This is a genomic window from Streptomyces omiyaensis (genome assembly GCF_014650895.1).
Lineage (GTDB): Bacteria > Actinomycetota > Actinomycetes > Streptomycetales > Streptomycetaceae > Streptomyces > Streptomyces omiyaensis.
Window position 1 is genome coordinate 38,533 of record NZ_BMVV01000033.1, and the last position, 19,945, is coordinate 58,477.

General features: G+C 73.3%; 21 protein-coding genes and 1 CRISPR repeat array. Of the genes, 9 read left to right on the forward strand and 12 right to left on the reverse strand.

Annotation, left to right across the window (positions count from 1 at the left end; translation table 11 throughout):
* Positions 1-121 precede the first annotated feature (121 nt).
* The 4 genes from IE287_RS33740 to IE287_RS33755 are packed head-to-tail and all read right to left on the reverse strand — an operon-like array spanning position 122 to position 3,965.
* Positions 122-577, reverse strand: a complete 456-nt coding sequence (locus tag IE287_RS33740) for a MaoC family dehydratase (RefSeq protein ID WP_189853079.1) — start codon at positions 575-577, stop codon at positions 122-124.
* Between the two features lie 55 nt (positions 578-632).
* Positions 633-2,162: an acyl-CoA synthetase gene (locus IE287_RS33745; protein WP_189853080.1), complete on the reverse strand. Its 1,530-nt coding sequence runs from the start codon at positions 2,160-2,162 to the stop codon at positions 633-635.
* 10 nt (positions 2,163-2,172) lie between these two features.
* Entirely contained in the window at positions 2,173-3,042 is an 870-nt protein-coding gene (locus IE287_RS33750) for an amidohydrolase family protein (RefSeq protein ID WP_189853108.1), read from the reverse strand.
* Between the two features lie 11 nt (positions 3,043-3,053).
* Complete coding sequence (locus tag IE287_RS33755) at positions 3,054-3,965, reverse strand: SDR family NAD(P)-dependent oxidoreductase (RefSeq protein ID WP_308436911.1); 912 nt, start codon at positions 3,963-3,965, stop codon at positions 3,054-3,056.
* Between the two features lie 209 nt (positions 3,966-4,174).
* On the opposite strand from IE287_RS33755, the gene IE287_RS33760 reads away from it, so the two are divergent.
* The 3 genes from IE287_RS33760 (at position 4,175) to IE287_RS33770 (ending at position 7,589) form a co-directional block, all read left to right on the forward strand.
* Entirely contained in the window at positions 4,175-5,044 is an 870-nt protein-coding gene (locus IE287_RS33760) for a PaaX family transcriptional regulator (protein ID WP_268255009.1), read from the forward strand.
* Between the two features lie 297 nt (positions 5,045-5,341).
* Complete coding sequence (locus IE287_RS33765; RefSeq protein ID WP_189853081.1) at positions 5,342-6,736, forward strand: NAD(P)/FAD-dependent oxidoreductase; 1,395 nt, start codon at positions 5,342-5,344, stop codon at positions 6,734-6,736.
* 91 nt (positions 6,737-6,827) lie between these two features.
* A complete protein-coding gene (locus IE287_RS33770; RefSeq protein WP_189853082.1) occupies positions 6,828-7,589 on the forward strand; it encodes an HAD family hydrolase in 762 nt (253 codons plus the stop codon).
* Here the strand turns inward: IE287_RS33770 and IE287_RS33775 are convergent.
* Together IE287_RS33775 and IE287_RS33780 are read right to left on the reverse strand one after the other, a co-directional pair.
* Positions 7,508-9,094, reverse strand: a complete 1,587-nt coding sequence (locus tag IE287_RS33775; protein WP_189853083.1) for a right-handed parallel beta-helix repeat-containing protein — start codon at positions 9,092-9,094, stop codon at positions 7,508-7,510. The two genes, IE287_RS33770 and IE287_RS33775, sit on opposite strands and share 82 nt — an antisense overlap.
* A 334-nt stretch (positions 9,095-9,428) precedes the next feature.
* Positions 9,429-10,115 (reverse strand): 2-phosphosulfolactate phosphatase, encoded by a 687-nt coding sequence (locus tag IE287_RS33780; RefSeq protein ID WP_189853084.1) that lies wholly within the window; start codon positions 10,113-10,115, stop codon positions 9,429-9,431.
* 190 nt (positions 10,116-10,305) lie between these two features.
* Here IE287_RS33780 and IE287_RS33785 point away from each other — a divergent pair, with 190 nt between their 5' ends.
* A complete protein-coding gene (locus IE287_RS33785) occupies positions 10,306-10,737 on the forward strand; it encodes a VOC family protein (protein ID WP_189853085.1) in 432 nt (143 codons plus the stop codon).
* Positions 10,738-10,822: 85 nt separating this feature from the next.
* Here the strand turns inward: IE287_RS33785 and IE287_RS33790 are convergent, their stop codons facing one another.
* On the reverse strand, positions 10,823-11,272 hold the full coding sequence (locus IE287_RS33790) for a hypothetical protein (protein WP_189853086.1): 450 nt from the start codon (positions 11,270-11,272) through the stop codon (positions 10,823-10,825).
* A gap of 328 nt (positions 11,273-11,600) precedes the next feature.
* Between IE287_RS33790 and IE287_RS33795 the strand changes: the two genes are divergently transcribed.
* On the forward strand, positions 11,601-12,053 hold the full coding sequence (locus IE287_RS33795) for a hypothetical protein (RefSeq protein WP_189853087.1): 453 nt from the start codon (positions 11,601-11,603) through the stop codon (positions 12,051-12,053).
* A 165-nt stretch (positions 12,054-12,218) separates the two neighbouring features.
* On the forward strand, positions 12,219-12,686 hold the full coding sequence (locus IE287_RS33800) for a hypothetical protein (protein ID WP_189853088.1): 468 nt from the start codon (positions 12,219-12,221) through the stop codon (positions 12,684-12,686).
* A gap of 208 nt (positions 12,687-12,894) precedes the next feature.
* Here the strand turns inward: IE287_RS33800 and IE287_RS33805 are convergent, their stop codons facing one another.
* The 5 genes from IE287_RS33805 to rpmB form a co-directional block, all read right to left on the reverse strand.
* The gene (locus tag IE287_RS33805; RefSeq protein ID WP_189853089.1) at positions 12,895-13,800 is read right to left on the reverse strand and encodes a hypothetical protein; all 906 of its coding nucleotides are present in this window, start codon (positions 13,798-13,800) and stop codon (positions 12,895-12,897) included.
* A gap of 569 nt (positions 13,801-14,369) precedes the next feature.
* A CRISPR array of direct repeats spans positions 14,370-14,826; the repeat unit is 30 nt; unit sequence CTGCTCCCCGCTCGCGCGGGGATGAACCCG.
* A gap of 319 nt (positions 14,827-15,145) precedes the next feature.
* Complete coding sequence (locus IE287_RS33810) at positions 15,146-16,306, reverse strand: GTP-binding protein (RefSeq protein ID WP_189853090.1); 1,161 nt, start codon at positions 16,304-16,306, stop codon at positions 15,146-15,148.
* A gap of 6 nt (positions 16,307-16,312) precedes the next feature.
* Positions 16,313-16,483 carry a 50S ribosomal protein L32 gene (gene rpmF, locus IE287_RS33815; RefSeq protein ID WP_189853091.1) on the reverse strand — a complete coding sequence of 57 codons (171 nt, stop codon included), beginning with the start codon at positions 16,481-16,483 and terminating at the stop codon, positions 16,313-16,315.
* Between the two features lie 1,235 nt (positions 16,484-17,718).
* On the reverse strand, positions 17,719-18,024 hold the full coding sequence (gene rpsN, locus IE287_RS33820) for a 30S ribosomal protein S14 (RefSeq protein ID WP_189853092.1): 306 nt from the start codon (positions 18,022-18,024) through the stop codon (positions 17,719-17,721).
* Positions 18,024-18,260 carry a 50S ribosomal protein L28 gene (gene rpmB / locus IE287_RS33825; protein ID WP_189853093.1) on the reverse strand — a complete coding sequence of 79 codons (237 nt, stop codon included), beginning with the start codon at positions 18,258-18,260 and terminating at the stop codon, positions 18,024-18,026. The genes rpsN and rpmB overlap by 1 nt, the downstream gene beginning before the upstream one ends.
* A 67-nt stretch (positions 18,261-18,327) precedes the next feature.
* Here rpmB and rpmG point away from each other — a divergent pair, with 67 nt between their 5' ends.
* Genes rpmG through IE287_RS33840 form a run of 3 tightly spaced genes read left to right on the forward strand, consistent with a single transcriptional unit; the run spans position 18,328 to position 19,945 of the window.
* Positions 18,328-18,492, forward strand: coding sequence for a 50S ribosomal protein L33 (gene rpmG, locus IE287_RS33830; RefSeq protein WP_189853094.1), 165 nt, complete (start codon positions 18,328-18,330; stop codon positions 18,490-18,492).
* A gap of 56 nt (positions 18,493-18,548) precedes the next feature.
* Complete coding sequence (locus IE287_RS33835) at positions 18,549-18,794, forward strand: type B 50S ribosomal protein L31 (protein ID WP_189853095.1); 246 nt, start codon at positions 18,549-18,551, stop codon at positions 18,792-18,794.
* Complete coding sequence (locus IE287_RS33840) at positions 18,794-19,945, forward strand: CobW family GTP-binding protein (protein ID WP_189853096.1); 1,152 nt, start codon at positions 18,794-18,796, stop codon at positions 19,943-19,945. Before IE287_RS33835 ends, IE287_RS33840 begins: the two co-directional genes overlap by 1 nt.

Genomic DNA, 19,945 nt, shown 5'->3' on the forward strand with positions numbered 1-19,945 from the left:
CCGGCGGGCGCACGCGGACAGGGCGGAGGGGCGGGGTGCACGCGGACAGGGCGGAGGGGCGGGCGCCGATCGGCGCCCGCCCCTCCGCCGCGTGCGGGCCGGGCCGGGAGGTCGTCCGTGGTCAGGCGAGGAAGCGGTAGACCGCCTGGGCCGCGCAGGCCGGCTTGTCGGCGCCGTCGATCTCGACGGTGAGGTCGGCGACGACCTCGACGCCGCCGCGGACGTCCTCGACCGCGGCGATCCGGCCGTGCGTGCGGATCTTCGAGCCGACGCGGACCGGGCAGGGGAAGCGGACCCTGTTCAGGCCGTAGTTGACGGCCATCGACACGCCCTCCACCCGCAGGAGTTCGCTCCACATGGGGATGAGGAGGGAGAGGGTCAGGTAGCCGTGCGCGATGGTGCCGCCGAAGGGACCGGCGGCGGCCCGCTCCTCGTCGACGTGGATCCACTGGTGGTCGCCGGTGGCGTCGGCGAAGGTGTCCACGCGCGGCTGGGCGATCTCGACCCAGGAGCTGTGGCCGAGGTCGGTGCCGGCGAGGGCACGGATCTCGTCGATGCCGTGGACGGTGAGGGACATGGGTTTCTCCAGGAGGTCGGCGGGAGGCCGGTGGGCCGGGGACGGGGGCGTGCGGTCAGGGGGCGGGGTCGCCGCCGTGACGGGCCCGGAGGGGGTCCTTCAGCAGCTTTCCCGTGGCGTTGCGGGGCAGTTCGGGGACGAGGACGAAACTCCGCGGGAGCTTGTAGCGGGCCAGCAGGCCCTCCAGGTGGGCGCGGAGCTCCTCGGCGGTCGGCGAGCAGCCGGGGCGCGGCACGACGACCGCGCGGCCGACCTCTCCCCAGCGGGCGTCGGGCACGCCGATGACGGCGGCCTCGGCGACCCCGGGATGGCGGAGCAGGGCGTCCTCGATCTCGGCCGGGTAGACGTTCTCCCCACCCGAGACGATCATGTCCTTGAGGCGGTCGACGAGCGTGACGTAGCCGTCGGCGTCGACGGTGGCGACGTCCCCGGAGCGGAAGCGCCCGCCGTCGAGGAAGGCCGCGGCGGTCGCCTCCGGCAGGTTCCAGTAGCCCGGCGTCACGTTCGGCCCCGCCACGACGACCTCGCCCTTCTCGCCGGCCGCGGTCTCCGTGCCGTCCGGGCGGAGCACCCGCACGTCGGTGAAGAAGTGCGGCACCCCCGCCGAGCCGGCCTTGCGGACCGAGTCGGCGCGGTCCAGGACCAGGGCGCCGGGCGACGCCTCCGTCATCCCGTACCCCTGGACGAAGGCGAGCCCCCGCTCCAGGTACGTCCGCGCGGTCCGGGTCGGGACGGGCGCGCCGCCGCACAGCAGGAGGCGCAGGCTGCTCAGGTCCGCCTCCCGCCAGCCGGGGGCCGCCGCCATCGCGTCGTACATCGTCGGCACGCCGAACAGCGCGGTGACGCCGTGGAGTCCGATCAGGCGAAGGGCCCGCTCCGCGTCGAAGGCCGTCTCCAGGAGCACGGTGCCGCCCTTGAGGAGCGTCGGCAGGCAGCTCATGCTGAGGGCGCCGGCGTGGAAGAGCGGGGCGCTCACGAGGGCGACCTCGTCACCGGCGATGTCGGTGTCCACGACGACGTTGAGGCTGTTCCAGACGATGTTGCCGTGGGTGAGGACGGCGCCCTTGGCCCGGCCCGTGGTGCCCGAGGTGTACATGATGAGACAGACGTCGTCGTGGCCCACCTCCTCGTCGATCTCCTCCGTGGGCGAGACCGCGAGCAGCTCCTCGTACGCCGGGCCCGGCCCCTCGCCCTCGACGGAGAGGAGGGTGGCGAGCCCGGCGGACGCGGCCAGTTCGGCGGCCTTGCCGTCCGGCTGCCGGGCGTGCACCAGCACCCGGCAGCCGGAGTCGGTCAGCTGGAAGGCCAGCTCGGCCAGGGCGAGGCGGTTGTTGAGCGGCACGAAGACCGCCCCGAGGATCCCGGCGGCGAAGAGCGTCTCCAGGTACGCGGGATGGTTCGGGCCCAGGAAGGCGACCCGGTCCCCGCGCCCCACGCCCGCGCCCCGCAGGGCGTGGGCGAGGCGGGTGGAGCGCTCGTGGAGCGCCGCGTAGTCCAGTGAGCGTCCCTCGTGGAGGAGGGCGGTGCGGCGGGGAGACCTACGGTTGCGGCGGGCGGGCCAGGACCCGATGCCCTGGTTGCGCATGGCGCCTCCCTCAGGTGGTGGTGAGTCCGAGCAGCCGGGCCGCGTTGTCCTTCAGGATCTTCGGCCGGACCTCGTCCTTGAGCGGCAGGGCGGCGAAGTCCGCGAGCCAGCGGTCCGGGGTCAGCAGCGGGTAGTCCGAGCCGAAGAGGACCTTGTCCCGGAGCAGGCTGTTCGCGTAGTGGACGAGCTGCGGCGGGAAGTACTTCGGGGACCAGCCGGACAGGTCGATGTACACGTTCGGCTTGTGGGTGGCGACCGCCAGCGCCTCGTCCTGCCACGGGAAGGACGGATGGGCGAGCACGATCCGCATGCCGGGGAAGTCCGCGGCGACGTCGTCCACGAGCATCGGGTTCGCGTACTTGAGCCGGATCCCGCCGCCGCCCGGGGCGCCCGCGCCGATGCCGGTCTGCCCGGTGTGGAAGACCGCGATCGCTCCGGCGTCCTCGATGGCCCCGTACAGCGGGTAGGCCATCCGGTCGTCGGGGTGGAACGCCTGGAGGTTCGGGTGGAACTTGAAGCCCTTCACCCCGAACTCCTCGACGAGACGCCGGATCTGACGGACCGCCGCCTTCCCCTTGTGCGGGTCGACGCCCGCGAAGGGGATGATCACGTCCGGGTTCTCGGCGGCCGCCTCGGCGATCTCCTCGTTCGGCACCGGCGGGGTCCCGGTGGCGGACTCGGCGTCCACCGTGAAGACCACGCACGCCATCGACCGCTCGCGGTAGTACGCGGCGATCTCCGGGAGCGTCGGGTGCCGGTGCTCCGCCTTGAAGTACGCGCCCGCGGCGGCGTCCAGCTCGGAGGAGAGCGACGCCCCGCCCTTCGCGGAGACCTCCGCGTGGGCGTGCATGTCGATGGCGACGAGCGCGTCGAGGTCCATCACGCCCCCGCTCACAGGACCGGGGCGGGGATGCCGTAGGTCTCCGGGGCGCGGCCGACGGAGACGGGCCAGGCGGCGGCGATCGCGTCCGCGCTCCAGCCGCCGTCCGCGTACGCCACCGCGATCTCCCGCGGGTGCGACCAGAGGGCGAGCTTGTCCCCGCCGATGCCGATGCACTGGCCGGTGACGCCGGCGGAGGCGTCCGAGGCGAGGAAGGCGACCAGCCCGGCGGCGTCCTCGGGCGTGCCGAAGCCCTCGCCCTTGCGCAGGCCGTCCGGGAACGGCGTGCCGTGCTGCTCCAGCGCCTCGACGTGCGGGGCGAAGGCCGGGATCGTCTTCGTCATGGCCGTGGCGGCGACCGGGATGACCGCGTTGGCCGTGATGCCCGCGCGGTCCAGCTCCATCGCCCAGGTGCGGACCATGGCGGCGATGCCGGCCTTGGCGGCGGCGTAGTTGGTCTGGCCGAAGTTGCCGCGCTGCCCGGCGGGGGAGCCGGCGACGACGATCCGGCCGCCGTCGCCCTGCTCGCGCATGCGCTCCACGGCGGCGCGGACGCAGGTGAAGGTGGCGCGCAGGTGCACCCGGACGACGGTGTCGAAGTCGTCGTCGGTCATCTTCCACAGCACCCGGTCGCGGAGCACGCCCGCGTTGGTGACCATCGTGTCGATCCGGCCGAAGCTGTCGACGGCCCGGGCGACGAGCGCCTCGGCGGCCTCGGCCGTGCCGACCGGCACCACCTCGGCGACGGCCCGGCCGCCCGCGCCGGTGATCTCCTTCACGGCCGCGTCGGCGGCCCCGGCGTCGACGTCGTTGATCACGACGGCGGCGCCGGCGGAGGCGAGCGAGCGGGCGTAGGCGAGGCCGAGACCGCGGCCGCTGCCGGTGACGACGGCCACCTTGCCGGTGAGGTCCACCGGGTTCACCTGGGGAGAAGTCATGGACGGGTCCTTCCCGTGGGTCGAGGAACGCCGGGGGCGGGGCGCGGGATCCCGCCTCGCAGCCCTCCGGCGGGGCCAAAGCTAGGCAACATTCTGTTTGTCGTCAACAAACTGCCGAATGTGCGTGCCGGAGGGAACCCCGGGACGGACCCGGAGCGGGATCCCCGGATGATCGGCCCGCCTACGCTGTCCCCGTGACCCCCTCCGCCCCGCAGCGCACCCCGGCAGCCGAGCCCGACGCCGGCGAACGCGGCTCCGCGCCCCGCCCCCAGTCCCTGATGCTGAGCTTCTTCGGCATCCACGTGCTCGGCACCGGCACCGCGCTCTCCTCGGCGAGCGTCATCGACGCCCTCGCCCGCGCCGACGTCGGCGAGGACGCCGTCCGCTCCACCCTGACCCGCATGGTCGGGCGGGGGCTGCTGGACCGTCACCGGCGCGGCCGCCGGATGTACTTCTCGCTCACCGACCGGGCCGCCGCCGTCCTCGCCGACGGCGAGGAGCGCGTCCGGCGCGCCGGCGCCGTCAACCGCGCCTGGGACGGCACCTGGACCCTCGTCGGCTTCTCGCTCCCCGAGTCCTGGCGCCGGGAGCGCCACGACCTGCGCTCCCGGCTCGTCTGGGCCGGCTTCGGCCCGCTCCAGAGCGGCCTGTGGGCGGCTCCCGGCCGCGTCGACGTCGCGCCGATCGCGGCGGAGCTCGGGCTCGGCGACCGTATCAGGGCCTTCCAGGGGCAGGCCGCCGCGCCCACCGAGGCCGGCTCCCTGCTCCGTACCGCCTTCGACCTCGACGCCATCGCCGCCGACTACCGCGCCTTCCTCGCCCGCTGGGGCGACGACGGGCCCGCCTCCGCCGACGCGCGCGACGACCTCGGCCGCCAGCTGCTGCTCCACACCGACTGGCTGGAGCTCGTCCGCCGCGACCCCTACCTGCCCGCCGAGCACCTCCCGGAGGAGTGGCCGGCGGAAGCCGCCGAACGGACCTTCCGCACGCTCTCGGAGCGGTACGACCCCGGCGCCCGCTCCCTCGCGGAGGGGCTCCTCGACCGCTGGGACCCGCGGGGCTGAGTCGTCCCGGCGCGGGACCGGTCCCGCGCCGGGGGCGTGCGGCCCGGGAGCGGTCACGGGCGGCGGCGGGGGCGGGGGCGGGGGTGTGCGCCCCGGGGCTGGTTCCGTGCGGAGGCGTGGGGTCCGGGGCGAGTCCCCGTCCGGGGCGTGCGGCCCGGACGGGGACCGCTCCGCGCGGGGCCTCCGGCGATCCTTATGTCAACACCATTGACCTTGTCCCCGGCGGCCGGGTCTCATGGGCGGCACCTCGGAAGGAGCCCCGCGACCGGGCTCCTCCGCGATCCGAAGGACACCCCCATGGACCACCTGACCTCGCTGCGGGACGCCGCCACGACGCCGTTCTGGCTCGACGACCCCCGCCGCCCCCGGGCCACCCCCGCCCTCGTCGGGGGCACCACCTGCGACCTCCTCGTCGTCGGCGGCGGCTACACCGGCCTGTGGACCGCGCTCGTCGCCAAGGAGCGCGACCCCTCCGCCGACGTCGTCCTCATCGAGGGCGACGAGATCGGCCACGCCGCCTCCGGCCGCAACGGCGGCTTCTGCGAGTCCAGCCTCACCCACGGCCTCGGCAACGGCCTGGACCGCTGGCCCGACGAGATCGACACCCTCGAACGCCTCGGCCGGGAGAACCTCCGGGCCGTGGAGGACGCCATCGGGCGGTACGGCATCGACTGCGACTGGGAGCGGACCGGCTCCCTCACCGTCGCCACCGAGCCCCACCAGGTCGCGTGGCTCGCCGAGGAGGCCGAGGCCGCCGCCCGGTACGGCGCCGACACCGCCCTCCTCGACGCCGACGCCGTCCGCGCCGAGATCGACTCGCCGACCTTCCTCGGCGGCGTGTGGAACAAGAGCGACACGGCGATGGTCAACCCGGCCCGCCTCGCCTGGGGCCTCAAGCGGGCCTGCCTCGGCCTCGGGGTCCGCATCCACGAGCACACCCCCGGCCTCTCCCTCGACGAGCACGGAGCCGTCGTCGCCGTCCGCACCCCCTACGGCCGCGTCACCGCCCGCCACGTCGCCCTCGCCACCAACGCCTACCCGTCGCTGCTGCGCCGCCACCGCCTCTACACCGTCCCCGTCTACGACTACGCGCTGATGACGGAGCCGCTGAGCGGGGAACAGCTCGCCGCCGTCGGCTGGAGGAACCGCCAGGGCTGGTCCGACCCCGCCCACCACTTCACCTACGCGCGGATCTCCGCCGACCACCGCATCCTGTGGGGCGGCTACGACGTCGTCTACGACTACGCCGGCCGCGTCAGCGCCGACCGCGACCGGCGTCCCGAGACCTTCGCGACCCTGGCCCGCACCTTCTTCACGACCTTCCCCCAGCTGGAGGGGATCCGCTTCAGCCACGCCTGGGGCGGGGCGATCGACACGAGCACCCGGTTCTGCGTCTTCTTCGACACGAGTCACCGCGGCAAGGTCGCCTACGCGGCCGGCTACACCGGCCTCGGCGTCGGCGCCACCCGCTTCGGCGCCGAGGTGATGCTCGACCTGCTGGCCGGCGCCCGCACCGAGCGCACCTCCCTCGCACTCGTCCGCCGCAAGCCGCTGCCCTTCCCGCCCGAGCCCGTCCGCGCGATCGGCATCGGCATCACCCAGCGGTCGCTCGGCAGGTCCGACCGCAACGAGGGCCGCCGCGACCTGTGGCTGCGCACCCTCGACCGCCTCGGCCTCGGCTTCGGCAGCTGAGCGCCCGCCGTCCCGCCGCCGCGGTCCGCCCGCTCTGTCCGCAGGGCGCGCACCGTACGCTGACCTCCTCGGGACCGGGAGGAGGACGGAGATGGGCGGACGGCTGCTGCACGTCTTCGACATGGACGGCACGCTGCTGAGGGACACCTCGGCCTCCCTGGAGATCGCCGCGCGCCTCGGCTGCCTGGACGAACTGCGTTCCCTGGAAGCCGAGTTCGCCGCCGGGGTCATCGACACCCGGGGCTTCGCCGCCGCCCTGTACGGACTCTGGCGCGGGCTGACCCCGGCCGTCGTCGCCGAGGCCTTCGACGGGGCCCCGTGGATCGGCGGGCTCGCGGACGTCCTCGCGGACATCCGGGGCCGGGGCGACCGGGCCGTCGTCGTCACCATGTCGCCGGACTTCTTCGCCGGCCGGCTGCGGGACCTCGGCGTCGACGACGTGGTGGCCTCCGGCTTCCCCCCGCCGCCCTTCCGGTCCGCGCCCGACCCCGCCCGGATCCTCGTCCCCGAGGACAAGGTGACCGCCGTCGACCGGCTCCGCGCCGCCCTCGGCCTCGACCGTGACTCCTGCGTCGCCTACGGCGACTCCGGCTCCGACGTGCCCCTCTTCTCCGCCCTGCGCCACACCGTCGCCGTCAACGCGCGACCGGGGCTCCGCGCCCTGGCCGCCGCCGGCTACGACGGCGACGACCTGCGGGCCGCGTACGCCCTGGGCAGGAAGCTGCGCGCCCGCGCCCGACGGCACGGGCGCGCGGTCCTGCCGGGCCCGGATCACCAGGTGACGGGCCGGCCCCCGAAGGTGACGGCGAGCGCGCCGTCCGACGCGAACGCCCAGCCGAGCGCGCCGGCATAGGACGCGCAGCGCGAACCGTTCGTACCGGACCAGAACTGGTTCGTGGCGTCGACGTCGCCCACGAGCTTGTCGTTGGTGCCGGAACTCGTGCTCCGGCAGGACGTGTTGCCCCGGAAGACCGACGTGCCCGCCTCGAAGGTGTAGTTGCGCTGCGCGTTGTCGACCGAGACGTTCTCGGAGACCTTCAGCGAACCCGGGTTGCTGTTGTACGTGAAGCCGTGCTTGCCGTTGCGGTAGGCGATGCTGCGCCGCACGACGTGGTCGACGGCGATGGACTCCCCGCCGAGCTTGTAGCCGTTGCGGTCGCCGTTGGCGTTCACGGTGCCGTCGGAGAGGGTGCCGTTGGTGTACGCGAGGGAGTACTCGACCGTCACCGGGTCGATCGCGCCCGTGTCCGGCTTGGTGTAGAGGTCCCAGCCGTCGTCGATGTTGTGGTGGGCGACCGCGTACCGGAAGACGTTGCCGGGTCCGGTGGTCAGCTTGGCGGCGAAGCCGTCGGCGTTCTCGCCGGCCGCGTCGGCGTTGTCGTGCGACTCGACGCTCACCATGAGGTTGCGGGCCGGCCACCGGTCGCGCGGGGTGCCGGAGGCGATCCGCCCCAGCTGGAGGCCGGTGTCCCGGTTGAAGCGGGTGACCGTGCGCTCGATGACGTTGTCGCTGCCGCCGACGTAGATGCCGTTGTCTCCGGCCCGCTGGACGATCAGGCCCTTCACGTGCCAGAAGTCGCCGTTCAGCGCGAGCCCCCGGTTCGACGAGGACTCCGCCATCGCGGAGAAGTCGAGGACCGGCGTCTCGCCCGGGTAGGCGGCGATGGTCTTGCGGGCGGCCGAGGTGCCGTTGTTGCCCGCCGCGACGGTCACCGTCTGGGCGTGCGCGTACGTGCCGCCGCGCAGGTAGACGGTGCCCCCCGCGCCGACCCGGGTGATCGCGGAGGCGAGCGTCGTCGGGTCCGCCAGGGTCCCGGAGGCGCCCGCGGTCCCGGTGGGCGACACGTAGAGGGCGGGGCCCGAGGGGGCGGGGGAGTCGGCGGTGGCGAGCTCGACGTGGTCGATGTTGGCGAGCCCCGCGGCGCTCGTCGGGCTGAGCCGCACGGTGTTGGTGCCGGCCGCGACCGGCACGGTGAACGCCTTCGACGTCCACCCGGTCCAGGTTCCGGTGGATCCGAAGGCCGCGCCGGCCGCCACGGTCGTCCCGTTGACGAGCAGGTCGGCGGGGCGTGCCGTCGTCGTCCCGTTGGCGAACCGCACGGTGAGCGTCGCCGTTCCGGCGGTGGGCGCCACCACCGTGAACTGCGCGGACGCGCCGACGGCGTTGGTGCCGTTGCAGAACCCGCTGCCGGAGAACCCGGTCCAGTCGGAGTCGATCGTGCCGGTACAGACGGCGGGCGAGGCCTCGGCCTCGTACCGGGCCGTCGCGGCCTGGGCCCCGCCGGCGGCGGACAGCGCGGCGAGGGTGCCGGCGACGAGACCCACGCTCACGGCGAGGGAGGGGGTGCGGGTGCGCATCGGTGTCTCCTGGTGGGGGAGGCGGCTCGGACACGGGGGAAAGCGCTTTCTCCGGATGGGGGCGACGCTAGGGGCGTGGTGAGGGTGCGTCAATATGCGGGTACGTGATTGGTGTTCACAAACATGAACTTGAGGGGGCGGGGGCTCCGGGGATGCGGAGGGCGCGGAGGCCGCAGAGGAATCGGAGGAATCGGAGGGCGCAGAGGGAGAGGGGCGCTCGGAGGATCCGGAGGGATCGAGGCGCTCTGAAGGAACCCGGGGAGCCGCGAACCCGGGAACCCGGTGTCTTCGAGGGAGGCGGGGCTGGGGCCTCCGGGGGAGGGGAGGCGGGGCGTCAGCGCGCCGGATGCGGTCGCAGCACCATGAGCGAGTCCTCCGGGCTCGCCACCATGGCGAACGGGAAGCGGTCGAGCTCCAGGCAGAGGGCGACGTCGTCGGGGTGGGCGCCCTCCCGCACCCCGTCCGCCAGCTCGCCGGCGGCCCGCGACAGGCGGGCGCGGCGGAGGAACGGGGCGGCGTCCGCACCGCTCCCGGCGGCCCTTCCGGCGATGTACTCGGCGCAGGACAGGTCCTCGTCCGCCGTCCCGTCCTCGCCGGTGACCACGAAGGTGACGGAGCCGCCCGCCCGGTCCCGCAGGATTCGGGCCGTCGCCTCCGCCACCACGAACCCGGCGCACAGCACCAGATCCGCGTCCTTGACGGCGAGGGCGCCGACGGTGCCCGCCGTGGTCTTCTGGACGACGGTCCGCCCGCCGAGGCCGGCGGAGCGCAGCAGCCCCGGCGAGTTGACGAGGTCGAACCCGGGCGCGGGCGGCCCGTCCTTGAGCGCCACCCACTCCGGGTGACGCGCCTTGAGGGCCCGCGCGTCGTCGAGGGACTCGGCGAGGACGATCTTCTCCGCTCCCCTGGCGAAGGCCCACGCGGCCACGGTGTAGGCCCGCATGACGTCCACCACGACGGCCACGGTGGGGACTTCGTCGAGTGCGGCGAGGCCGGCGATGCCGAGGAAGCGGGTGCCCATCCGGTCATGATTCCCCACGCGGACCGGGGGCGGAACGAACCGTGATCGACTCCACAGGCGGGCGTGCGGTGAGGCGCCACCCGCGTCGGATTCCCCCGGGGGGGAAGGCGGACCGGTGGGAACGGTCACCGCGCTCCGGCCGGTGCGGATATTCCCGGGAACGGATCGGAGCGCGTCCTATGATGACCCGATGTCGTTGATCAAGACGGTCCAAATCACTTTCGACTGTGCGGAACCCGAGCGCGTGGCCCGCTTCTGGTGCGCCGTGCTGGGCTACGAGGCGCCCCCGCCGCCGCGGGGGTTCGACTCCTGGGACGCGTTCGACCGCACGGAGCCGGGGAGGCGGGGAGCGGACTGGGCCTCGACCAAGCCGGTGGACGGTGAGCCGCGGCTGTTCTTCCAGCGGGTGCCCGAGGGCAAGGTCGCCAAGAACCGGGTGCACCTCGACGTGCGGGCCGGCACCGGCCTCGTGGGCGCCGAGCGCCTGGCCGTGCTGGAGGCCGAGTGCGCGCGCCTGGTGGCGCTCGGAGCGGTACACGACTACACGCTGTACGCCGACGGGGAGAACGAGTCCTGCATCGCGATGCGGGACATCGAGGGCAACGAGTTCTGCCTCGACTGACCCGGCACGCGCCGACCCCGCGCGCCGCCCGTGGGGCCATCGCGACGGGCCCGGAGCCCGGCGTCCGATCCGGCCGCGCACCGCGTCACTCGTGGGCGCCGGTGCTCTCGTGGAGGACGGTGGCGTCCCGCGCGTACGGCACCACCACGACCTGGACGTCGTCCTCGTAGACGACCCGCCCCGGGTCCGCGGACCGAAGGGCCAGGCAGTCGACGCCGTGCGCGGACAGGATGTCCAGATAACCGGGGACCCGGGCGAGGAGATGGGTGGCCGACGGTTTGAACCATGCCGCGGCACCGGGGTTGATCCCGTCGTCGTAGACGTGGGGGTCGACGGTCGAGGGGTCGGTGTACGCGGCGTCGTACCAACGGTTGTTGCGGAGACGGAACGACTCCTCTTCGTCCGAGAGCCTCCCCTCCCGCGCCAGATTGTTGACGAGCCCGAAGACACCGGTGAAGTGACCCCGGCTGTTCCGGTGCGGAGACTGAAACCGCACGTACGGAACGGCCTCGCCGCCGCTGTCGTCCCTTCCCATCGGCACGTCCTCTCGTCGCTGGGGTGAGCTCGGGGTGCGAAGTAACAGCAGTACAGGCTCAGTTCTCTCTCCGCACGTCTTCCGGCCAGGACCGACAGGCGCTCGGGAAGTCCGATCGCGCCGTCGGCAGAGACCTCGCCGCCCGTCTCCGAGACGCTACCGGCCCAGGCGAGGGCGGTGGCGCGAAGCCGTTCGGCGCCCGCACCGATCAAGCGGTCCGGCACGCCTCGCCACCGGGGAGCCCGGCCGAATGCCTGCGTCGTCCACCGTACTTCCTCCGTGGACGGCGACCACGGATGCCGAAGCCGCTCGCCGGTAGCCTGCGCGTGTGGCCGAGACCGGGGACGAAGCGCGGCTGATCGCGGACGGCTTCGAGCGCGTGTACGTCGAGTCGGAGGGGCACGGCGGGCCGCGCGCCGGCCTCGGCGACATCGGCGGCGGGCCGCATTACTTCCAGGGCGACGACTGGGACGACACCGACGAGGCCGACGCGTACCGCGTCTGGCCCGCGAACGACGCGGCGGTGGAGCTGGAGCGCGAGCAGTGGGCGATCTTCGCCAGGTGGAACGAACGCCACGGGGCCGGGAGCGCGGAGCTGGAGACCCACCCGGGACGGGGCGGGGTCGACGCCCGCTACGACGAACTGTCCCTGCTGCTCGCGCGGTACCGCCAGGCGCCGGACGACGCGAGGCGCCTGGTGGGCGAGGTGCGCTTCGGCGCCGGGGCCCGCTACCGGGCCGAGGGCCCGGACTACTGGTTCCGGTGGCGTCCGGCCGGGTGAGGCAGAGGCAGAGGCAGAGGCCGTGGTCGCGGCAGAGGCCGTGGTCGATGTCGATGTCGATGTCGTGGTCGTGGTCGAGGAGACGGGTGGTCCACGACGTCATCCCGATCGCTGAGCCTGTGAGACGATCCGTCGGTCCGGAGGAAGTCATGGAGGGGGAAGCCGATGGAGTACGTCCATCTCGACGCGCAGGTCGGGGACCTGTCAGGAGTCCTGGACCCGGCTCCCTACCTGGAGCGTCTGCCGTCGATCGCCGGTGATCTGCCGCCCGGGGCCCGGGCCTTCGCCACTGACGCGGAGCACTACGACTTCCGGAGCAAGCGCTGTGTGAAGGACCTGACGCTTCGGGCCGTCCGGGGCGCCGTCGGCGGGGAGATGGAGGTCGAGTTCCGGCACAACTGCTGGAAGCACGACGAAGACCTGCTGATCCGCTACACGGGCGTGTCCGGTTTCCTCGTCGATTCCGCTGACGAGGCCCGAGGAACGGACCTCGGGGCCGTGATGCTCGACGAGATCCTGCCGCACGGGGACGGTTGCAGCCACGAGATCGCCTGCTGGGACGGCACGCTCACCCTTGTCTGCCGTGACCTCCGGGCGACCTGGACCGAGACCTCCTGCTCCAGCGAGCCGTAGGCGCGTCCGTGGCCACGCCGGATCACGTCTCTCGTCGGCCGGCCGGCCAGGGGACCTCCTGGAGTACGTCCTCAGGCGTCGGCGCCGCCTCCGGGAAGCGCCGGCGGAACTCCCCGAGCACCGGACTCCTTCCACGCCTTGCAGTCGTCGCACTTCCCGGCCGGCAGCCGACCACGACGCCCCAGCCGGGACGCTGGGCGGAGGCGGGTCACAAGCCTCCCAGACCGGGCGGATCGAAGTTGATGAAGCGGGGCGGCTCCTCTCGCGGTTCTTCCCGGGGCGGGTCCGGCGGTCGCGGGCACGGGAGGAGTGCGTGCCCTTTCGGCAGGTCCCCCAGTCCGCCGAACGCGACACGCCGGAGCAGCGCGTCCTCCTTCGCCGTCGGCCGTGCGGCGCGGGCGACACGCACCGCGTCCTCGCAGGCTCGGGTGGCCCCCCAGCCCTGAGGGATCTGCGTGCGTTTCCTCCAGACGGCCAGGGCCAGAAGGACGACGACCTGGAGCGCGAGCGGCGCCCAGGCACCGAAGAGCAGCGCCGTCGCGCCCCCCGCCATCAGGAGCGCGGCCAGCAGGAAGGCATGACGGCGGCGCGCCCGGGCCCGTCCTGCCCTCCACTCGGTGGTCTGCGGAGCGTCGGAGGCGAGGCCGGCGGGCAGACCGCGCTCGCGCAGGAACCCGTCCACGACGAGCTGCCGGTGCAGGTCCTTGAGCAGGTCGGGATGCCGGCGCTCGATGTCGAGGGCGGCGGGGACACGGCCCTCACTCTCGGCGAGCATGCCGAGGACAACGGCCTCCACCTCGTCGCGCGGCACCGGGTCGGTGACCTGGTAGTGATAGGCGTTGTATTTCTTGTCGAGGAGTCGAACCCGCTGCTGCTCGTGCATCCGGACCAAAGCCACCAGCCCGACGGAGTCGGCGCGGTGCCTGTTCTCCAGATAGGCGATCTCGTACACCGACAGGCCCGCGCTCGAAGGCCGGACCGGCCCCGCGCTCGCCGCGAGCTCTTGCCAGTCCTGCTCCTCCACCCGCCAGAAGCGCACCAGCACCCCCACCGACAGCACCACCAGCACGAGCCCGGGCACCACCTCGGGCCAACCACCGGCCACATCCATCACGCATCCCCCTCACCGAGCCCGTCAGGGCCTGCTGAGGGGGATGCCCGCCGGGGCGACGGTCTACGCGACGGCCGACCGTTGGACCGAGCTGAATCAACAGTGCGCCCTGCTCGGTGAAAGGGGGACTGTGCGCCGATTCTTCGGTGTGCCACCCGAGCCTGCGGCAGGGGCGTCTCCAGCACGGTTGTCAGGCGTTTGGCCGGTGCGGTCGGGCTGCGCAAGGCCGCGAAGACTGCTTCCCGGCCCCGGGAGCGGGCCATCCGGGTGTTCCCCCGCCCGCTCACCGGCCTCCCGACCGTGCGCGCCGACTTCCTGCGCGCCGAGGCCGGCCGTGACGGTGAGCACCTGAACGTCCGCGAAGCGATCACCCGCGCCGCCGGACCCGGCACCGCCCACCGAGAGCTCCAGCGAACGGCCGGCGACGTGCTTCAGGCCCCTGGGGAACCCGGGGCGGCACGGGGTCGACAGGGGGCTGCTCGGGGTCTTCGTGGAGGGTGGGTGGTTTGTCTGTTTCGGTGAAAGTTGCTTGGGAGGGGGTTGGTGTCGGGTAGAACTGCTGGCCAGGAAGACTGCTCCCCGCTCGCGCGGGGATGAACCCGGCATCGGCCAGTACCCCGGCGGCGGGGACGACTGCTCCCCGCTCGCGCGGGGATGAACCCAACTACATCGCCGCCGTCGAGCGAGACGCCGACTGCTCCCCGCTCGCGCGGGGATGAACCCATCATCGTCGGCCAGGACGGCAACCTGATCAACTGCTCCCCGCTCGCGCGGGGATGAACCCGTCGCGCCCGGCTCCCCGCCCGCGCGAGCGTTCTGCTCCCCGCTCGCGCGGGGATGAACCCGCCCACACGGGCGGCGGGGCGAGGAGCGCGGACTGCTCCCCGCTCGCGCGGGGATGAACCCGTCCCGTCCTCCGTGTCGGGGCGGTCCATGTGCTGCTCCCCGCTCGCGCGGGGATGAACCCGTGGCCGGTGCGGAGGCGAGGATGCCGGACTCCTGCTCCCCGCTCGCGCGGGGATGGACCCCGGTGGCGCGCGGCCGGGGAGAGTGCGGCGAAGATTCCGGCGCCGATCATCGACGCCACGCCGACCATGACGGCATCCGGCACGCCCAGGTTCCGTCGCAACTCCTCCGGGACACCGGCGGCGGCCGATGGCTTGCTCGTGCGTGCACTCCTCGGCGGCAGGGCGGCGTCCGTCGTACGGGCTCCGACATCGGCCCACGGGAGAGGAGGCGCGCGAGCCCCTTGGGTCGACCCCGTGGCTCTGCGACTGGTACGGGGCCGGGCCGGACGGTGCCGTGGCTGCGACCACCGTCCGGCCCGGAGCGCGTGGGGCTCTGTGTGTCAGGCCGCGTGCTCGTGTTCGCAGGCGTCCTCGATGCCGTACGTCTCCCAGGCGGGGAAGTCGTTTTCGGCGGGCACGGTCTCGTCCGGCACGAGGAGGCAGGCGTCGAGGGCCGCGCGGAGCGCGTCGGCGCGCAGGCCGGTGCCGATGAAGACCAGTTCCTGGCCCTGCGTGGTCTCCGGGCCGCGGGCGCCGGACGGTTCGAACCGGGCGACGGCGCCGGCCTGGGACCACAGTCCGGTCACGCGGGGCCGGCTGGCGAGCCAGAAGAACCCCTTGGAGCGCAGGATGCGTCCGAACGTTCCGCTGTCGAGTTCCTTGGTGATGAACGTCCACAGCCGCGAGGGGTGGAAGGGGAGGCCGGAGCGGAAGACGACCGAGGAGATGCCGTACTCCTCGGTCTCTGGTACGTGGTCGCCGTTGAGCTCCTTCACCCAGCCGGGTGCCTGCTGGGCCTTCTCCACATCGAACAGGCCGGTGCCCAGCAGCTGCTGCGGAGGGACCTGTCCGCGTACGGCGGGGACGATCCGCGCCTCAGGGTTGAGCCGGGACAGCGTGGCGCGGAGCCGGCGCGCCTCTTCGGGCCCGACCAGGTCGAGCTTGTTGAGGACGATGACGTCCGCGAACTCGACCTGGTCCATCAGGAGGTCGCTGACGGTCCGCTCGTCGTCCTCGTACTGATCCAGGCCGCGAGCGACGAGTTCGTCGCCGCCGTCGAGCTCCGGAAGGAAGCCGGCAGCGTCCACGACGGTGACCATGGTGTCGAGGCGGGCGAGGTCTCCGAGGGTGGCGCCGTCGTCGCGGGGGAAGGAGAATGTGGCGGCGACGGGCATGGGTTCGGAGATGCCGCTGGACTCGATGAGCAGGTAGTCGAAGCGGCCCTCGCGGGCGAGCCGGTCGACCTCCTCCAAAAGGTCGTCGCGCAGGGTGCAGCAGATGCACCCGTTGGTCATCTCGACCAGTCGCTCCTCGGTACGGGACAGGGTCGCCTCGCCGCCGCGCACGAGCGCGGCGTCGATGTTGACCTCGCTCATGTCGTTGACGATGACCGCGACCCGCAGCCCTTCGCGGTTGCCGAGTACGTGGTTGAGCAGCGTGGTCTTCCCGGCTCCCAGGAACCCGGAGAAGACGGTCACGGGCAGCCGGTCGGTGGGTGCCATGAACGCTCAGCCTTCCGGCTGGATCAGGCCGCGCTCGTATGCCTTCACCAGGCGCTGCGGGACCCGGTACACGACGCCGTCGACGGTGATCGGCACCAGCTGGGGCGTGGTCGCCTTCCACTGGGCGCGGCGGTGGCGGGTGTTGCTGCGGGACATCTTCCGCTTGGGGACGGCCATCGTGAGACTCCTCGGTTCGGTCGGTGACGGCGAGAGGCTATCTGAAAATGGATGTCATTATCAATTTCGCCCTGCGCGGCTGGGGAGGGGATCGGGCCGCTTGCTCCAGGCCGCGCGGCCGCGCGACAGCTCGGCATCGGTGATCAACGCCCTGTCGGGGGGCTCATGATGCGCTCCGCAGCGAGACCCGGCCCGGTGGACCTGGTCTCGCTGCGCCGCTCGCCGTAGGAGTCGTCCCGGAGCCGGCGGGCGAGGGTCCTGCGCCGCGCCGAAGCTGCTTCCCGGGCGTGGGTGTCGGGCTGTTCCGGCCGTCGGTCGGACTCGCGGACGTCGAGGTGGGGGCCGGCCGGCCGCCAGTCGGTGACGGCATCCGACCTGTCGGCGAGCCGGAGGTGTCCCCGGCTGCGGCCATACGGGCGCGGGTGTCGGGGTGTCGTACGAGGCCGGCCGCGCCCTCCTGTGTGGAGAAGTCGCCCGACGTGGCCATGGGGAGCGTGTCGGCGGCCTCGATCTGCCGAACTGCCGCCTCGGCCGCGGTGGGCGGTTCGCTCCACCCGCCGTCCGGCCGCGACCGGGCCGCGCGGTGCGCGTGGGTGGCAGCTCCCAGGAGGGCGGCGGGGTCGACCGCGGCCATGACGGGACCGCGCTCATGGTGGTCGTCCAGACGGCCGGCCCCGACCCTGCTGCGCATGGATCGAGGAGGAAGGGGAGCAGGCCGATCTCCAGGGGCGGCGCGAGCGGGACGCGCATCTCGCACCGGGGCCGCCGCAAGGCGATCGGGTCCTGTCGCGGGATGATGGCCGGGTCGCCCGTCGCCCCCGACGGGGCGGGCGCGGCCGGGGGGAGAGGGGCCGGTGGCCGTCAGGCGCTGGACGATCGGGTACGGGCCCGTCGTGGCGGCCCGGACGGACACCGGGAGTGGGATCGCTTCCGGGTGCCGGCGGGACGGTTGTGCGGCGAGTTCGCCGTGGGCGTCGGGGGTGTTGCCGGCGAGGACGCTCGGCACGCCCTCCGGTCGTGCCTCGTCGCTCCTTGCGCGGCGCTCCGGTCCGGATCGCATGTCGGGGATGCCTTTCGGGAGTTCGCGTGCGGCACCCCCGGCCCCCCTCGCGGGCCCGAAGGGCGCCGCACGCGAACGAGACGACCCTAAATGCTCATGGGATCCATTTTCAATACGCTGGTGGACTCCATGCGAGGGGCGTCGCCTGCTGGTCGGGCTTCGGTGAAGTCGGCCCCTACCAGGAGGACTTGGTCACGCCCGGGAGGAAGCCGGCATGTGCCTGCTGCCGGGTGTTGACCCTGGACAGCCCGAACTTGCGCAGGTAACCGCGGGGGCGGCCGTCCATGCTGTCGCGGTTGCGCACGCGGGTGGCGCTGGCGTCGCGCGGCTGCCGGTGCAACTCCGCCCGGGCGGCCTCGCGCTCGGCCGCGGTGGAGGACGGGCGGCGGACGATCTCCTTCAGCTCCGCCCGCCGGGCGGCGTACCGCTCCACGACCGCCTTGCGCTTCTCGTTCTGCGCGATCTTGCTCTTCTTCGCCATCAGACCTTCCCTCCCCGTGCGCGGATCCGGGCCACGGCGGCCTCGATCCCCATCGCGTCCACCGCCTTGATCGCCCGGGCGCTCAGCGTCAGCCGGACGTGCCGCCCCTCGCTGGGCAGCCAGTAGCGCTTGCGCTGGATGTTCGGGTCGAAGCGCCGCGAAGTGCGCCGGTGGGAGTGGGAGATGTTGTTGCCGAAACCCGGCTTGGCGCCGGTCAGCTGGCAGTGGGCCGACATGGGGGCAGCCGCCTTTCCCGCCCTGGGGGCGTATCGATAATGGAAATCATTGTCATATACTAGCGGCATGGCACGCAACGAGATCCGCCCCGTCGTCAAGCTCCGCTCCACCGCGGGCACCGGTTTCACCTACGTCACCCGCAAGAACCGCAGGAACGACCCGGACCGCCTCACCCTGCGCAAGTACGACCCCGTCGCCGGCCGCCACGTCGACTTCCGCGAAGAGCGCTGACCCCGGCCGCACCCGCCGGACGCCACCTCCGCCCCCACGCCCCGAAAGGTCCTGCCATGAAGCCCGGAATCCACCCCGCCTACGCGCCCGTCGTCTTCCGCGACTCCGCCTCCGGCACCGCGTTCCTCACCCGCTCCACCATGACCAGCGACAAGACGATCGACTGGGAGGACGGGAACACCTACCCCGTCGTCGACGTGGAGATCTCCTCCGCCAGCCACCCCTTCTACACCGGCACCGCCCGCGTCCTCGACACCGCCGGCCGCGTCGAGAAGTTCCAGCGCCGCTACGGAGCGCGCTGATGCGCCACGAGCACCAGCTGCCCGTCGTCATCGTCGCCGGCCTGCACTCCGACGCCCGGACCGAGGTCGTCGACCGCCTCCTGGCGGCCGTCCCCGACAGCGTCGCCCTCCACCACGACCTGACCGGGGCACCCGACGGCAGCGTCCTGCGACTGATCCGTGACGCCGAAGGCACCGTCTCCCGCGATGAGACACCGCTGGTCAACGACTGTGCCTGCTGCGCCCTGCGCGAGGACCTCGTCCCGGAGCTGGAGCGGCTGGCCGACGGCGGCCTGACCCGCCTCGCGGTGGTCGAGCTGTGGGACTCGGTCGAGCCGAAGGCCATGGCCGAGGTGATCGCCGGACACGGCGGAGACCGGCTCGCCGTGACGAACGTGATCACCGCGGTGGACCCCGCGCTCGTCCTGCCCTATCTCGCCAACAGCGACGACCTCGCCGAAGCCGGTCTCGCCGCCGCCCCCACCGACCAGCGGACCGTCGGCGACACCTGGGCCCGCCAGTTGGAGTACGCCCCCGTCCTCGCCCTCGTCGACAACGACGGGGCCGACGAAGAGGACCGCGCCCTCCTCGTGCAGCTGCACCCCACCGCGCGGCGCGTGGCGGCGGACTCCGTCGAGCTCGCCCGGGCCGCGTTCGCGGGCTTCGACGTCGAGGCGGCCGCGGCCGCCCAGCACCCCGCGTGCGCGCTGCTCCCGCACGATGCGGACGAGGCCGGAGTGGCCACCTTCGTCTGGCGCCGCCACCGTCCGTTCCACCCCGAGCGGCTGTATGCGGCCCTGGAAGACCTGTGCTGCGCCGCCGCCCGCAGCCGTGGCCGGTTCTGGCTCGCCGACCGGCCCGACACCCTGCTCGCCTGGGACGCCGCAGGCGGCGCACTGTGCGTGGAGAGCGCCGGCCCCTGGCTGGCCTCCCTGCCCGACGCCGCCTGGGAAATGGTCCCTCCCCTCCGCAAGGCGGCGGCCGCGCTCGACTGGCACCCCGAGCACGGAGACTGCTGCCAGCACCTCGTCTTCACCTCGCCCGGCCTCGACCGCGAAGGACTGGAGCGCCTCCTGGACTCCTGCCTCCTGACGGACGCCGAGTACGCGCCGGGACGCGAGGCGTGGAAGCGCCTGCCCGCCGCCTTCGACTCCCTCCTCGACGCCGCCTGA

Excerpts from the sequence above, each read along its gene's own strand:
- IE287_RS33740 (WP_189853079.1), bottom strand. The coding sequence starts at position 577 with ATGTCCCTCACCGTCCACGGCATCGACGAGATCCGTGCCCTCGCCGGC.
- IE287_RS33745 (WP_189853080.1), bottom strand. The coding sequence starts at position 2,162 with ATGCGCAACCAGGGCATCGGGTCCTGGCCCGCCCGCCGCAACCGTAGG.
- IE287_RS33750 (WP_189853108.1), bottom strand. The coding sequence starts at position 3,042 with ATGGACCTCGACGCGCTCGTCGCCATCGACATGCACGCCCACGCGGAG.
- IE287_RS33765 (WP_189853081.1), top strand. The coding sequence starts at position 5,342 with ATGGACCACCTGACCTCGCTGCGGGACGCCGCCACGACGCCGTTCTGG.
- IE287_RS33770 (WP_189853082.1), top strand. The coding sequence starts at position 6,828 with ATGGGCGGACGGCTGCTGCACGTCTTCGACATGGACGGCACGCTGCTG.
- IE287_RS33775 (WP_189853083.1), bottom strand. The coding sequence starts at position 9,094 with ATGCGCACCCGCACCCCCTCCCTCGCCGTGAGCGTGGGTCTCGTCGCC.
- IE287_RS33780 (WP_189853084.1), bottom strand. The coding sequence starts at position 10,115 with ATGGGCACCCGCTTCCTCGGCATCGCCGGCCTCGCCGCACTCGACGAA.
- IE287_RS33785 (WP_189853085.1), top strand. The coding sequence starts at position 10,306 with ATGTCGTTGATCAAGACGGTCCAAATCACTTTCGACTGTGCGGAACCC.
- IE287_RS33790 (WP_189853086.1), bottom strand. The coding sequence starts at position 11,272 with ATGGGAAGGGACGACAGCGGCGGCGAGGCCGTTCCGTACGTGCGGTTT.
- IE287_RS33800 (WP_189853088.1), top strand. The coding sequence starts at position 12,219 with ATGGAGTACGTCCATCTCGACGCGCAGGTCGGGGACCTGTCAGGAGTC.
- IE287_RS33810 (WP_189853090.1), bottom strand. The coding sequence starts at position 16,306 with ATGGCACCCACCGACCGGCTGCCCGTGACCGTCTTCTCCGGGTTCCTG.
- rpmF (WP_189853091.1), bottom strand. The coding sequence starts at position 16,483 with ATGGCCGTCCCCAAGCGGAAGATGTCCCGCAGCAACACCCGCCACCGC.
- rpsN (WP_189853092.1), bottom strand. The coding sequence starts at position 18,024 with ATGGCGAAGAAGAGCAAGATCGCGCAGAACGAGAAGCGCAAGGCGGTC.
- rpmB (WP_189853093.1), bottom strand. The coding sequence starts at position 18,260 with ATGTCGGCCCACTGCCAGCTGACCGGCGCCAAGCCGGGTTTCGGCAAC.
- rpmG (WP_189853094.1), top strand. The coding sequence starts at position 18,328 with ATGGCACGCAACGAGATCCGCCCCGTCGTCAAGCTCCGCTCCACCGCG.
- IE287_RS33835 (WP_189853095.1), top strand. The coding sequence starts at position 18,549 with ATGAAGCCCGGAATCCACCCCGCCTACGCGCCCGTCGTCTTCCGCGAC.
- IE287_RS33840 (WP_189853096.1), top strand. The coding sequence starts at position 18,794 with ATGCGCCACGAGCACCAGCTGCCCGTCGTCATCGTCGCCGGCCTGCAC.